Annotated in this window: 13 protein-coding genes and 1 riboswitch; of the genes, 1 reads left to right on the top strand and 12 read right to left on the bottom strand. The window is 42.0% G+C overall.

Annotation, left to right across the window (positions count from 1 at the left end):
* Positions 1-152 precede the first annotated feature (152 nt).
* The 3 genes from CST_RS03580 to CST_RS03570 all read right to left on the bottom strand — a co-directional run bounded on the left by CST_RS03580 (position 153) and on the right by CST_RS03570 (position 4,292).
* On the bottom strand, positions 153-944 hold the full coding sequence (locus CST_RS03580; protein ID WP_015358466.1) for a transglutaminase-like domain-containing protein: 792 nt from the start codon (positions 942-944) through the stop codon (positions 153-155).
* A gap of 13 nt (positions 945-957) precedes the next feature.
* Positions 958-1,042, bottom strand: a riboswitch (cyclic di-GMP riboswitch).
* A 101-nt stretch (positions 1,043-1,143) separates the two neighbouring features.
* Positions 1,144-2,358, bottom strand: a complete 1,215-nt coding sequence (locus tag CST_RS03575) for an NADP-dependent isocitrate dehydrogenase (protein WP_015358465.1) — start codon at positions 2,356-2,358, stop codon at positions 1,144-1,146.
* On the bottom strand, positions 2,355-4,292 hold the full coding sequence (locus CST_RS03570; RefSeq protein ID WP_015484911.1) for an aconitate hydratase: 1,938 nt from the start codon (positions 4,290-4,292) through the stop codon (positions 2,355-2,357). Before CST_RS03570 ends, CST_RS03575 begins: the two co-directional genes overlap by 4 nt.
* 364 nt (positions 4,293-4,656) lie before the next feature.
* Here CST_RS03570 and CST_RS03565 point away from each other — a divergent pair, with 364 nt between their 5' ends.
* Positions 4,657-5,232: a DUF4364 family protein gene (locus CST_RS03565; protein ID WP_015358463.1), complete on the top strand. Its 576-nt coding sequence runs from the start codon at positions 4,657-4,659 to the stop codon at positions 5,230-5,232.
* Here CST_RS03565 and CST_RS03560 read toward each other — a convergent pair.
* The 9 genes from CST_RS03560 to CST_RS03520 form a co-directional block, all read right to left on the bottom strand.
* Positions 5,204-5,974: a YdcF family protein gene (locus tag CST_RS03560; protein WP_015358462.1), complete on the bottom strand. Its 771-nt coding sequence runs from the start codon at positions 5,972-5,974 to the stop codon at positions 5,204-5,206. The two genes, CST_RS03565 and CST_RS03560, sit on opposite strands and share 29 nt — an antisense overlap.
* A 104-nt stretch (positions 5,975-6,078) precedes the next feature.
* Complete coding sequence (locus tag CST_RS03555; RefSeq protein WP_242823587.1) at positions 6,079-7,725, bottom strand: PAS domain-containing sensor histidine kinase; 1,647 nt, start codon at positions 7,723-7,725, stop codon at positions 6,079-6,081.
* A 255-nt stretch (positions 7,726-7,980) separates the two neighbouring features.
* Positions 7,981-9,177, bottom strand: a complete 1,197-nt coding sequence (locus CST_RS03550) for a M24 family metallopeptidase (protein WP_015358460.1) — start codon at positions 9,175-9,177, stop codon at positions 7,981-7,983.
* A gap of 62 nt (positions 9,178-9,239) precedes the next feature.
* The gene (locus CST_RS03545; protein WP_015358459.1) at positions 9,240-9,485 is read right to left on the bottom strand and encodes a hypothetical protein; all 246 of its coding nucleotides are present in this window, start codon (positions 9,483-9,485) and stop codon (positions 9,240-9,242) included.
* A 62-nt stretch (positions 9,486-9,547) separates the two neighbouring features.
* Complete coding sequence (locus CST_RS03540) at positions 9,548-9,796, bottom strand: hypothetical protein (protein WP_015358458.1); 249 nt, start codon at positions 9,794-9,796, stop codon at positions 9,548-9,550.
* 35 nt (positions 9,797-9,831) lie between these two features.
* On the bottom strand, positions 9,832-10,866 hold the full coding sequence (locus CST_RS03535; RefSeq protein ID WP_015358457.1) for an ABC transporter ATP-binding protein: 1,035 nt from the start codon (positions 10,864-10,866) through the stop codon (positions 9,832-9,834).
* Positions 10,863-11,870, bottom strand: a complete 1,008-nt coding sequence (locus CST_RS03530; protein ID WP_335743720.1) for an ABC transporter ATP-binding protein — start codon at positions 11,868-11,870, stop codon at positions 10,863-10,865. Before CST_RS03530 ends, CST_RS03535 begins: the two co-directional genes overlap by 4 nt.
* Before the next feature lie 204 nt (positions 11,871-12,074).
* Positions 12,075-13,868 carry an ABC transporter permease gene (locus CST_RS03525; RefSeq protein WP_015358455.1) on the bottom strand — a complete coding sequence of 598 codons (1,794 nt, stop codon included), beginning with the start codon at positions 13,866-13,868 and terminating at the stop codon, positions 12,075-12,077.
* 27 nt (positions 13,869-13,895) lie between these two features.
* Positions 13,896-14,882: an ABC transporter permease gene (locus tag CST_RS03520; RefSeq protein ID WP_015358454.1), complete on the bottom strand. Its 987-nt coding sequence runs from the start codon at positions 14,880-14,882 to the stop codon at positions 13,896-13,898.
* Positions 14,883-14,962 lie beyond the last annotated feature (80 nt).

Below are 14,962 nucleotides of genomic sequence, written 5' to 3'. Positions count from 1 at the left end.
CCTTCTCACAATTATAACATATTGTATTTGCGCTGCAAGGTCATTAAACAAAAAAAGCCTGTTAAATACATCAGGCTTAAGAAAATCCACCTCCCCCCCCCCTAAAAGGTGGATTTTCATTCAATGTCATTGTTCAAATATTTTAACGGTTCTCAATAATATTTTATGGTCCGATATTCCTTTTTATCCTTAATCATTTTTACATTTTTACCTTGCCCGGCAGTCGCGTCATAGGTCGTATCTATAGTAACCCAACTGCCGTCAATAAACACTTCATTCCATGCATGGTACCCTTCCACGTTTTCGGAATACCCCATAACAAGCTTTGCAGGAATTCCCACTGACCTCAGCATTCCGGCAAACAGTGATGCATAATCATAGCAAATTCCCTTTTTATTTATGAAAGTGCTTTCAATATCGGGTATATACTGCTTGTCCGACAAAAAACCGGCATTATAGTCGTATTCAATATTTGAAACAACGTACTCGTACACAGCTTTTACCTTTTCGAATGCACCACTCAGCCCGTATGTCAGCTCATTAGCCTTCAAAACAGCCTTCATTTCAGGTTTGTAGCGTATATTCTGCACCGACTGCAAATAAACGGTATTTTCGTCAGCCAGATTAAGCTGTACGGTATCCTTTTGTACTACCATGTATTTATTACCTGTAACATTCTTTAACAAAGCTATGTTGTACTCACCGTTTCCAAACTGAAGAGGAAAATATTCAGTTCCCTTTCCGAAGTAGTCATAGTAATATGTTTCCGGGCCTTTCGAAATGGCTACCTTGTAACGTATACCGTCCTCTGTCGGATATTGGATGCCTATTATTCCATGCTCCAGGCAGTCCTTGCATAAAAACCCTCCGTAGGCTTGTCCTTCAACAGTGCAAATAAAAGGGAACACTAACATAAATATTAAAATAGCCGTGACTTTTTTCACCAAAATCTCTCCCTTCGGTAGCCAGGCTGCCATTGCATTACGCTTTAGGCCCTATGGCTTTGCGCCCCTGCCTTTCAGCAGGTTTGCCTTTATCGGAGGAAAGATTCCAAGCGCAGTTTTAAGCGCTTACATTCCCATTATACACCAACTTTAAACAATGTCAAGAAAATTGTTAATTTTTAGGATATTGTGATTGATTTTAGCTGTTCAGCGCCTGAGTAAGGCGTTTTCTAACCTCTTTTATAAATTCCAGGGTATTGACGGTCTTCTTATCGGGCAAAACCGAAAGGGCAGCCAAATCCCCGGTCATAACACCTTCTTCAATTGTCTGCTTCACAGCACCTTCCAGTTTGTCAGCGAAGTCCACAAGGTCACTTAATCCGTCCAGCTCACCACGTTTTCTTAAAGCACCGGTCCATGCGAATATGGTCGCTACCGAGTTCGTAGAAGTAGGTTCACCTTTCAGGTATTTGTAATAATGTCTCTGAACCGTTCCATGGGCTGCTTCATATTCATAATAACCTTCAGGCGATACAAGTACCGAGGTCATCATGGCAAGGCTTCCGAATGCGGTTGCAACCATGTCCGACATAACATCCCCGTCATAATTCTTGCAAGCCCATACAAACCCGCCTTCGGAACGAATTACACGGGCAACCGCATCATCAATCAGTGTGTAAAAATACTCAATCCCTGCTTCCTTAAACTTGTCCTTGTACTCATTCTCATAAATTTCCTGAAAGATATCCTTAAAATGGTGATCATATGTTTTTGATATTGTATCTTTGGTAGCAAACCACAAATCCATTTTTTGATCAAGGGCATAATTGAAACATGCTTTTGCAAAACTTCTTATGGATTTGTCGGTGTTATGCATTCCCATTAATATTCCGTGTGAGTCAAACGAATGAATCAGGCTTCTTGTTTCATTTCCGTTTTCGTCGGTAAACACCAGCTCGGCTTTACCAGGCCTGTCAATTCTCATTTCGGTATTCTTATAAATGTCCCCGTAGGCATGGCGGGCAATACAAATTGGTTTCTTCCACGTTCTCACAAACGGCTCAATGCCTTTTACAACAATCGGGGTCCTGAACACCGTTCCGTCCAGTATTGCCCTGATGGTAGCATTGGGACTTTTCCACATCTTTTTGAGGTTATATTCTTTAACCCTTTCGGCGTTCGGCGTTATTGTCGCACATTTTACCGCAACGCCGTATTTTTTAGTTGCCTCGGCAGCATCAACTGTCACCTGATCCTCCGTTTTGTCACGGTATTCCAGCCCCAAATCATAATATTCGGTCTTCAGCTCAATGAAAGGATGTATGAGCTCGTCCTTTACATATCTCCAAATGATCCGGGTCATTTCGTCCCCGTCCATCTCCACAAGGGGTGTCTTCATCACAATCTTACTCATTTCGCATTTCCTTTCTCTGCAGTCTTTTTAATCCACGGAAGTTTTCCGCCGGTTTTCAATATTTCCGCATCAAGGCGCGACAGTGAATGGGTAAGCTTAATTTTCTTTTCCTTTGTCCTGTTATAAAGTGTGCACTCACCCTGCAAGTCCCCTATGTAAATTTCCAGTTCATCCATCTCGTCAATGCCGTCATAATCTTCTGGATTTGCAAAGGTCAGCGGGACAATACCGAAATTTATCAGGTTTGCCTGATGAATCCGGGCAAAAGATTTCGCAATAACTGCCTTGATTCCCAGGTATTTCGGTGCAAGGGCGGCATGTTCCCTGCTCGAGCCCTGACCGTAGTTCTCTCCGGCGACAATAAACCCGCCGTTATTTTCCTTAGCTTTATGATAAAAGTTTCCGTCAAGGCTTTCAAACACAAATTTCGATATTTCGGGAATATTGCTCCTTAAAGGTAATACTTTTGCGCCTGCAGGCATAATATGATCGGTTGTAATATTATCTTCCACCTTGATAAGAACCTTACCTGTCAGCGTATCGCTTATCGGGTCAAAAGTAGGAAGCGGAGCAATATTCGGCCCTCTCACAATCTGCACTTTTCTGGCTTCCTCTTCGGGCAGCGGCTTAAGAATCATATTGTCATTAATGAAAAACTTTTCCGGCATTGTGAATTTCGGAAATTCGCCAAGCTCACGAGGGTCGGTAAGGTATCCGGTAATAGCTGTTGCAACGGCAGTTTCAGGGCTCACAAGATAAACCTGCGCGTCTGCGGTTCCGGTTCTGCCTTTAAAATTCCTGTTAAAAGTCCTTACCGATACACCGCCCGAATTCGGAGCAGCGCCCATTCCTATACACGGTCCGCAGGCATTCTCAAGAATCCTTACTCCCGCTCTGACCAGATACCGGTATTCACCGCTTTCAATAAGGTGTTCAACAACCTGTCGTGACCCAGGGCTTATAGTTACATGAAGATCACTGCATACCGTTCTGTCTTTCAACACGTTCGCAACAACCTTCAGGTCCCTTAATGACGAATTTGTGCATGAACCTATCGCCACCTGGTCAACCTTTATTTTTCCGGCTTCACGGACTTTAACCACATTTCCCGGGCTGTGGGGCAAAGCCACCATAGGCTCAATGGCTGACAAATCTATTTCAATAATTTCGTCATATTCAGCGTTTTCATCGGGCAACAGTTCTATCCACTGGTCTTCCCTGCCCTGGCTTCGCAGAAATTCCCTTGTAATTTCATCACTGGGGAATATACTTGTCGTGGCTCCTGTTTCCGTTCCCATATTTGCGATTGTGGCCCTGTCGGTTACACTTAAAGTTTTCACACCTTCGCCGAAATATTCAAGAACTTTTCCGACCCCGCCTTTAACATCCAGCCTGCGGAGTATCTCAAGAATAACGTCCTTTGCTGATACCCATGGCTGCAATTTTCCGGTAAGGTGTATCCCGACAATTTTGGGATATTTAATCCTGAAAGGCGCGCCTGCCATGGCACATGCCACGTCCAGACCACCAGCCCCCATCGCAAAGCATCCTATACCCCCGGCGGTTGGAGTATGGCTGTCTGATCCTATCAATGTATTTCCTGGTTTTGCGAAACGTTCAAGGAATACCTGGTGGCAAATACCGTTACCGGGCTTGGAAAAATAAATGCCGTATCGCTGCGCCACCGACTGAAGATAACGGTGGTCATCCGCATTTTTAAAATCGGTCTGAAGCATGTTATGATCAACAAAACTTACGCTGAACTCTGTTCTTACCCTATCTATGCCTATGGCCTCAAACTGCAGATAGGCCATCGTTCCTGTCGCATCCTGAGTAAGCGTATTGTCTATACGCAGTGCAATTTCCGCACCCGGCTTTTTCTCGCCTTCAATTATATGCCTGTCAAGTATTTTTTCGGTGATTGTGCCGGCCATACTAAACACCTGCTTTCCGTATGAATTTTCTTCAAGCAAAACTTTCATAAATTGTCATTAAGCCATTTATTATAACCTTATTATAAATTATTAAGTCTGTATGTCAAGTAAATAAAGAGCTGTACAGAACCGTTTTGAAAAATGCAATTAAGTCATTATGGAAAATTCATTACGGTACTGAAACAATAACAGGACTCACACGTCCGCACTGATTCTGAGCCTGACTATGATCCTTGCCGGTGCAGATTCCATCCACTGTAAAATGCTTACGGAAATCAAGGGCGTTGTTAAACTTTTGCAACGTATGTATAATAAATTTATGGTCCCTTATTTTTATGGCTGAAGGAGGTAAAATTTTCTACCGATGACCGAATACTCAGATATCGCTGAAAAAAAGATTCTGATCCTCTATTTCCTCAAAATCATTGAAATCCCCATAGGAAGCATGCAGTTTGTAAGAATAATGCAGGAAAACAGACTGATGAACTATTTTTACATGCAGCAATATTTAAGCGAACTGATTGAAGAAGGTCTGGTGACGGTAGATAAAAAAGAAGGCATTTCATATTATACAATCACCGACAAGGGCTTATGGGTGTTAAACATGTTTGAATCCATACTGCCCGCCGGTTTGAAGAAACTTCTGAAAGACAGCATATCCGAAATAAAAAACAGAATTCATGCCGAAACCATGATTACGGCAGACTACTATCCCGAAGGCGACGGATATACTGTAGTCTGCAAGATCAGGGAAAATGATTTTTCGTTAATCGAAATCAAACTGGCGGCGGGAACAAAGGAAGATGCCCGCAATATATGCAAGAACTGGACCGAATTCCCCCAAGAAATCTACGTGGAAATTCTGGATGCAATTATCAAAAACAGGGAAAAGAGCAGCCCACCCGCCGGATTTACGGATGATCAAAAAGAAAGGACTTAACCATTGCAAAAAATTCCCTCAGGTAACAGTTTATAAGCACGATCCCGGGTGTTGGAGTGCCGTATCCGTAAGCGTCCAGCCCGTTTCTTCTGGCAAGCATTGTGGAACGAAGCACGTGAAAATCATTGGTTATAAAGGCTATTTTTTTGCCGCTGTCAATTAATTCCTTTGTAAATTTGAAGTTCTCCATAGTACTGGTAGCCTTGTCTTCAATAATAATCCTGTCGGGGCTGATGCCTTTCCTTATCAGGTATTGGGCCATCGCATGGGCTTCAGGTACAGGTTCATTCTTTCCCTGTCCGCCCGATACGACAATATACGCCTCAGGGTACCGATTTGCATAGTCTATGCTCAGCAAAAGCCTTTCCTCAAGCGCAGGCGTAGGGTTCCCGTCCGCATATATGCCTGCTCCCAGAACCAATATGTAATCAGGCTTAATATCATAATCCCGTATATATTTTCCGCCTAAAACTATTGCCCCTTCAACGGTTATAAAAAGAAATAAAAAAAGAAGGAAACACCAGTACACAATACGGCGCAACACAGGATTAACCTTGTTCAAATATTTCTCATACATTGGTTTCAGCGACCATAAAATACAGGCGATACCGATTAACGACGGTAATAAAACACCAAGGTCCATGCCATTAACGAAATCCCTTACGACAATTGTATCAAGTATTCCTATAACCCCGATTATAATCAGTATGATCCGATATATTTTCCCTTTCTTCATTTCCATAGCCCACTGTATCCGTTAAATATTCCGGGGCAAAAAGTATAAACCCCTTGTCCTATTATAAATGAAAACAATAATATTTTAAAGGATTTAAGTAAAACTTGCAGTTATTTTGAGAAATAAATATCGGAAAATTCAATATTCATCATATCCACAATTTTCCTGTTTTCACCTTCCTCATATCTGACATCATTAGTATCGGCTGTCTCAGATGTGTCAGGGAGCCTTACCAAAAAGGTGGTTCCGTGAAAGGGCTTACTTTTAACAGATATGGTCCCGCCCATTTTTTCCACAAACATTTTAACCAGATAAAGCCCTATCCCGCTTCCCTCAGCCTGTCTGGAAAGGCTTGAATCCACCTGGCCAAAACGCTCAAATATCACATCAAGTTTATCTTCCGGAATCCCAATTCCTTCATCCTTAACCGCCAGGTTTATATACCCGTTTTTGACCGTGAGCACAACTTTAACATTTTTACCCTTTGGTGTAAATTTAATCGCATTTGACAAAATATTAAGAAGTATGCGTTCGTATTTTTCGTCATCAATACACACCGTTTTCTCCGAAACATTGGAATAAAACGATACATTCAGTTCTTTCTGAAGGGCATATATTCTGACAGATTCGGTTATAAGCCTTGTGAGTGAAACAATATCAATATTCCTGTTATTAAGCCGGATCTGATCGGCAGTTCCTCTTGTAATATCCAGAAGATTTCTGACAAGCCTGAATTGTCTTAAAGTATTCTGTTTTATCGTATTTATATATCTTTTGGCTTTATCGCTCAATTCATTTCCACAAAACAGCTCCATGGCCTGAATAGCTGTCATTATAACCGTTAACGGGGTTTTAAACTCGTGAGAGATTAGTGTAAGAAAATTATCTTTAACCTTGATGACCCTTTCCAGGTATTCTTTCCTTTCTTTTTCAAGTTTCAGCAGATAATAATCATTATTAACCTGACTGGTAATATCCCGAATTGATATAATGGAAAAGTATGTATTGCTGTAATTGTCGTATACGGGCCTTCCGCTTATACTGTAATGATGAGTGTCTTCCCGGGTAACAACCGTTACCCTGAACGCCTCATAAATATCGCCTTTAATTATTTTAAACACCGGCAGATCATTGTATGGTATTTCGTTGTCATTTGCGTCGTAATACTTTATGTTAACCGGAGGCGAATTATATTTAAAACTGTTAAAAAAATGCTTTACTATATGTGCTTCCTGATTAAGCGCCACTATACTGTAGTCCGGATAAACCACAAAAAGGGCATCCGACATATTTTCAACGACGGTTTCAAAATTCCTGTATTGCCTTGAAAGCTGGGCATTCCTGCTGTTTTCCTGATTTCTGTTTATTACCGTCTCGGTGACGTCAAAAGAAGTTTCTACAATGTATAACGGTTCACCACAATACAAAATCGGTGTTAATGATATATTCCAGTAGGAGATCCCCTTTTTCATCCCGCTGTATCGATACTCAGGAAGGTTAACCCCTTTTTTTGTCTGGACGGCAATATTCCAGATTTTTTCAAAAGCGCTTCCTTTCCAGCCTGTAATTATTTCATTAACAGGTTTTCCGACAGAGAAACTTTTATTGTTAAACGGTTCGTCCAGCCTGTTCAGCCATACTTGATTCGCTTCAACCAAAACCATGTCCCTGGCTCTGTAAACAGCAATTCCGAACTGACTGTTCAGCAGGTACTGTTCTATCGCGTTTATGTCCGTTAATTCGTTTTTCAACGACATAAAACTGTTGCAATGCTCGTTCATATTTTCTCCTCACTATTTTTTATATATAAAAGACTGTAAAATCTAATTTATACACGATAACAACTTTTTAGCATAATTTTTCCTTATTTTCAAGCGTGAGAATATAATTTTTGAAAAAACTTAATATTAGTAAAAAAACTTAATATAAGAAAAAACTATTAATATAACCAGGATAAATATTTAGCAAACAAAAAGGGACAGGCCATTCACCTGTCCACCCATGCTGCATGCTCAAACTTGTACCGGTATAAGTCCCGGACTTTCGCCTGTTATGCAAACGCCTCCGGCCGGAGTGACTATAAACGTATTTTCCACTCCTACCATTCCGACGCCCTCAATTCCCTTTTTGGGTTCAATTGCTATGACCATTCCCTCCTGCAGCGGCTCATAAAACCCGTCGGCAATTACAGGGTATTCGTCCACATTCAGACCAATTCCATGCCCGATAAACTTAACCCTCCGCTTTCCAAACCCCATAAAATTGTCAGCAAAATCAGGGCTTAGTTTATTCATTACAGATTTATATATTTCAGCCGGGATTGCTCCGGGTTTCAGCATTGACGCCACTTCGTTCTGTATCTCCAGGCACCTTTTATGAATATCAATCACATTCCCGGGCAAAGTTTTGCGAAACATGTAGGTCATTGTTTTATCGGTATGATATCCGTCAACGGCACAGGCAGCGTCAATGAATACCAAATCCCCGGTTCTGAGTTTACGCTCCCTGCTCCCAAACGAAGGTACAGCCGGACTCATTCCGTAATTTCCACCCGGGCCGTCAAAAAACGTCGGGTAGACTGAACTTTCGCCAAAAGCAATATGTCCCATAACCATAGGAGTGTCAAACATACCGAATCGGACGGTGGCGTCATGACCTTCCTCAACCATAATTAAGTATAATTTTAATGCAAGCTCTGCCTCGCTCATACCTTCTTCAAAAATTGCAGGCACCTTTTCTTCCAGGACTTTCCGGTGAATACTTCCGGCCTTCTTCATCAATTCAAGTTCATATCCGCTTTTTACCGCCCTGACCAAGTTTATGGCCTTATCGGCAGGTTTCACAGTCTCAAAAGGAAAATATTTCTTAAACCTTTCAATTAGAGCCAGCGGAACTATTTCTGTTTCAAGATATATCTCAGGCGGGACATTTCCATACTCCGCAGCGGCATCCCTGAAGCTGTTCATAGGCTTTATATTCGGAAAAAAGGACTCATCCACGGCCCTGTCGTAACTTCTTCTGACCCAGTATTCAGCATCGCGTTCCCTGGGTATTAAAATCATTCCATCCTGCATCGTGCCGGTAAAATAATACTGGTTAACCTTACTGAAAATCACAGCCAGCCGCCAGTCAGGGTTAATTTTATCCATCACGTCCCTGAACCGCCGCATTCTGTTTTGAAGCTCTGACAACGGTACTCTTCTATCCATACCCACTCCCGCTTTTGAAGTAGTTTGCCCTGACCGGCGCGTTTTAGCCGGTCAGGCGTGCTTTAGGATCTGTTCATATAAAACAGCAAAATAAAGACAACAATAAACCCTATTATGGCTAATATCACTTTAATTGTTTTAGCCTTTTCAGGATCCATCGGCTTATAGTATTTGAAATTTACTTCCTTCTTGCAGAAAGGACACTGGGTCATATGATACAGAATTTCCCTGCCGCAATGCGGGCAAGGCTCCAGATATCGCCTGAAATCCTTAAGTTTATCATTTTCGTTTTTTTTACTCTTTTCCATGGCATTAACCCTGGTTAACCCTTTGTCATAATTTTCAATAATTCATTCTTTCAGTACGAAACTCACTTAAACCAAACCTCGGTACAAAAGAGTATGAACAAAAAGAAGGCAGCGATAAACACAATGCCAATAAGCAGCCCGGCAGCAAGAGCGCCCATTATGATATGAAACATCTCTTTTTTGCCGGGCATGTTTTCTTCGGACACGGGATTGGCCTCGCCATGCTTTCCGGGCACATACCACGGCGTGCCCTCAATATTCATATTTGCAATAACTCTTCCGTCGTCATCATCATAAATTTTTTTTCTCATTACAGCTCACTTTTTATATTATGTCCCGTAATCTTTCACTTGACAACTTCCTTGTCGTATAAATGACATACAACAGTATGTCCTTTTTCCACTTCAATCTCCCGCGGAGGTACCTTTTTGCATATTTCCATACATTCATAACACCTTGTATGGAATTTGCATCCGCTTGGCGGATTTGCCGGTGAGGGAAGGCTTCCCTCAAGTATTATCCGTTTCATCTTTACGTCGGGATCGGGAATGGGTATTGCGCTGAATAACGCCCTTGTATAAGGATGAAGCGGATTTTTGAAAATCGTTTCCTTATCTGCAAATTCAACCAGGTTTCCGAGATACATTACCCCTACGGTGTCGGATATATGTTCAACAACCGACAAATCGTGGGATATAAACAAATATGTCAGTTTATATTTCTCCTGCAAGTCCTTAAGAAGATTGATTATCTGCGCCTGAATTGACACGTCGAGCGCAGAAACCGGCTCGTCGCACACTATAAATTCAGGCTTCAGCGCGATTGCCCGGGCAATACAGATTCTCTGCCTCTGCCCGCCCGAAAATTCATGGGGATACCTGTCTTTGTGATAAGGCTGCAGCCCGCAGTCAAGCATTATTTTAGTAATATAATCCTCGTACTCTTCCTTCGGCACAATATTATTGTCCTTTACCGCCTCACCTATTATTTCGCCGACAGGTAACCTTGGCGACAGGCTGGAATACGGGTCCTGAAATATAAGCTGGATTCGCGGACGCAGTTTGCGGAGTTGTTTCCTGTCCAGTTCAAAAATCGGAATTCCGTCGAAGTAAACTTCTCCATCGGTTTTATCAGTAAGCCTCAGTATGGTTTTTCCCACGGTGGTCTTTCCACAGCCCGATTCCCCTACGAGGCCCATTGTGGTCCCGCGCTTTATCTTAAAGCTTACTCCGTCTATTGCTTTAACATATCCGCTTGTCCTTGAAAACAAACCTTTTTTAATCGGATAGTATTTCTTCAGATTTTTAACTACCAATATATAATCTTCGTTATCGGCGTTTTTGTTAACATTTGCTTGGATATCTTCCAATGTTTTAGTCATTTCTGGGCCTCCTTCTGTGAATACAGATAGCAGCTTACCACATGGGTATCGTTTAAATGAATCTCCGGAGGATATTCCCCGTCACAAGCTTTGATGCATCTGTCGCATCTGTCCCTGAAATAGCAGTAATTCGGCATGTTTACAGGGTTCGGGACATTGCCGGGTATACTGTATAGTCTGTCCACCCTTCTGTTAACTACCGGCTTACTCTTCATCAGCCCTATCGTATAAGGATGAGCCGGGTTATGGAATATATCTTTTGCAGTGCCCTTTTCCACTACCTTCCCGGCATACATGACCACAACATAATCAGCCATTTCGGCGATTACGCCCAAATCATGTGTTATAAGCATAATGCTGCTGTTTATCTTTTCCTTAAGATTTCTAAGCAGGTCCAGAATCTGCGCCTGTATCGTAACGTCCAAAGCTGTAGTGGGCTCATCGGCTATAATCAGCCTCGGCTCACAGGAAAGGGCCATTGCTATCATTACCCTCTGGCGCATGCCTCCTGACAGCTCATGTGGGAACATTCTGTAAACACCGTGAGAATTTGCTATACCCACCATTTCCAGCATCCGGATGGTTCTGGCCTTTACCTCTTCTTTTGAAAAATGAGGATTATGCAGGGCAATGGCTTCATTAAGCTGATCCCCGATGCGGAAAACCGGATTCAGGCTTGTCATGGGTTCCTGGAATATCATTGCTATCTTGTTTCCTCTGATTTTCTGCATCCTTTCGGCGGGAGTTTTGGCAATATCATAAACAAAGTCCCCTGCATCAAACCTGATTTCACCGCTCACAATCTGCCCCAGCGGTCTTTGAAGAAGCTGCATTATTGCAAGGCTTGTAACCGACTTTCCGCATCCGGATTCTCCTACCACACCCACCGTCTTTCCTTTGGGTATGTCGAAGCTTACGCCGTTAACAGCCTTGACAACTCCTATGTCGGTAAAGAAATAGGTATGCAGATTATCTATTTCAACAACATTGTTTGGATCACGCATTACGGTTCTGAATTCTTCCTCGGGTACGTTCTTTCTGTTATAGCGTTTTTCATACTCCATCATTATTTTTTTGTTTTCTTTTGCAATTCTTCTTGCTTCCTTTGCAGATATATAATTGGCTTTTTTTATCTTTCGTTTTAAAGCTATTCCCGTAATTATGCCCGGTTTTCTGTTTCCGTTGTTTTTGTTCTCCATCACCAGCACCTACCTTTTCATCTTGGGGTCAAAAGCATCTCGCAGGCCGTCACCGACAAAATTGAACCCCAACACAGTAAGTAATATCAAAAGTCCTGCAGGTACCCATACAAACCAGTAGTTAGTCATTTCATAGGCCGTTGATACGGCACTTATTATGTTACCCCACGAAGCATATGGAAACTTAACTCCAAGCCCGAAGTAACTGAGAGTAGATTCATAGAGTATTATGTTTCCAAGTCCCAGTGTTGCCAAAACAATAATCTGAGGAATTACATTGGGCACCAGATGTTTGAATATTCGTTTGGAAGTTCTTAATCCAACCGCCTCGGTAGCAATCATAAATTCCTGCTCTCTTAACGAAAGAATCTGACCGCGTACCATTCTTGCTATACCCGGCCAGCTCATTATGCCAAGAATTAACATCAGATAATATATTCTTACCTGCGGTTCCACATCCTGTGCATCCATTACGGCACCGACAATCATAACCAGCGGTAAAAACGGAATACAGTTAAATACGTCGACTATACGCATTATAAGCATGTCCACCCATTTGCCGAAATATCCTGCTATTCCGCCCAGTATAATACCGATAAGGGTCTCAAGAAATACGACGATAAAACCGATCAGCAGAGACACTCTGCCGCCATACATCAGGCGCGTCAACACGTCCATTCCATGGCCGTCGGTTCCAAGCCAGTGTTTTTCTGACGGCGGCTCGTACATGGAAATTAAATGAGTCGGCGATTCGGTTTTTATTGTATAAACATTGTTCAGTTTTGTTATCGTATATTCCTTACTTCCGCTTTCATCTTCAAAAACGAAAGAAGTCTCACCGTTCAATACCGCTTTCTGAATGGCTGCTTTAAAATCAATGGTTAAAAAGATCTCCGGAGAAGAAGGCTGAACAGCCAGTTCGGATACAATTGCATACGGGACCTTTTCACCCGATGGTTTCAGCAGATATACAACCGACATTTCGTTATACTCGTCTATCTTGAAATTCTCCCCGTGTACCGAAAAAGTGCCTGAGTCGGTACTACGGATAGCCTTTTCCGCAGCGTATTTAAAGTCAAAACCAATGTCAAAATCCTTTTCCGCCGGATCTATTATAAGCATTGATTCTAAAGCAGCATTCTCAGCTTTTCCAAGAACATAACCCCTGTTTTGACTTTTTACCGTGTATAAGTCCCCTTCAAATTCAAATTTACTTTCACCGGAATCAATAGCGGCTAATATGGCTGCTTTTAAATCTTCCGAAACCGCAAAACCGTCTTTAGGATGTACGGCAAAAATGCCTTTGAAATTTGTGATTTCCGCAACGGGCATAACCTGCATTATCCGGTAGAAATCTTCTGCTTCCTGAACTATGAAATACTCTGTGTCATTAAAGGTAAAGAAAGAATCCCCCCGGTTTTTTGCCAGTATAAACTGGGCATGGACCGAATCGTTGTACTGTTTTCCTTCCGCAACGGTATATCTGAACTGATTGTTATGTGTTACACTGGCATATTCCTTCTGCATCATGCCTACATGCGTAAATACCTGTGTTTCATTATACGGACTCAAAAGCCCGCCAACAAACGAAAACAAAAACATAAATACGATGATAAAGAAACCGGCAATAGCAAGCTTGTTTCGAACAAACCTTTTGAATACAAGCATTCCCGGGGATAAAACCTTTACCCTCTGCTCATCGTCCAGCCTTAAAGAGGTACTTAAATGCTCGCCTAAAAATTTGTCAGCGTTGTCCACAGGTTTTATAGGATTATCATTTCTCTCAATATAGTTGTTACCCACAATGATTTACCCCCTAAATCTCATTCATCAGCTAATTCTTACACGCGGATCCACTACGGCATACAAAATATCGGATATTAACGCTCCAAGAAGTGTAAGCAATGCCATGAATGTCATATAAAACATTGTAAACGGTATATCCCCGCTTCGGATTGCCAGATAAGATGTATATCCTATTCCGGGTATCTGGAAAAGTGTCTCCGTAACCATTGCTCCGGCAAAAAGACCGGGAAGGGAACCGCCCAGAATAGTTACAAGAGGAATAAGCGTATTCCTGAAAGCATGCTTATTAATGACCTTGCTTTCAGGCAACCCCTTTGCACGGGCTGTTCTTATATAATCGGAATTTAAAACTTCCAGCATGTTGGTTCTGGTGTAACGCATCAGGCTTCCTATATTAACAATGGTTAACGTTACAACCGGCAGAACATAGTGGGATGCTATATCAAGAAACTTGCCAAACGCATCAAGCTGTTCATGATACCTTCCCACTTTACCGTAAAGATCAAACCATCCTAACTTAACAGAGAAAATAAGTTTTAGCACAGTGGCAAAGAAAAACGTCGGCAACGAAATTCCCAAAAGCGCGAATACCGTAACGGCATAGTCAATCCTGCTGTACTGTTTTCTTGCCGCAAGTATACCCAACGGGATTGCAATCAATATTTCAAGAATAAATGAGATTGCCCCCAACGCAAAAGAGTCCCAAATAACCTCGGAAAACTTCTTTGTTACGGGCACGGTAAACTGCCATGAATCTCCAAAGTCTCCCCTGATGGCATTCTTAAGCCAGAACAGGTAACCTTTTAAAATACCGACATCCAACCCATATTTCGCATTCAACTGGGCCAGCCATTCGGAATAGCTTTTGGCTCCCGGTCTGGTCGCAAGTTCCCGCGCCATATTCTCAACATAGGAAGACGGAAGGCAGCGCATTATTGTGTATATTATCAGCGAAGTAAAAAACAGCAGAAGTAAACAAAGCAATAGTCTTTTAACAATATATTTACCCATCAGTTGACCCCTCTTTGCAATTTTCCCGTTTCGGATTTATGTTTATATACTTATGAAATGATTCCACTATAAATAAATTC

The organism is Thermoclostridium stercorarium subsp. stercorarium DSM 8532, assembly GCF_000331995.1.
GTDB lineage: Bacteria > Bacillota > Clostridia > DSM-8532 > DSM-8532 > Thermoclostridium > Thermoclostridium stercorarium.
This window is presented reverse-complemented; position numbering and strand designations above follow the sequence as displayed.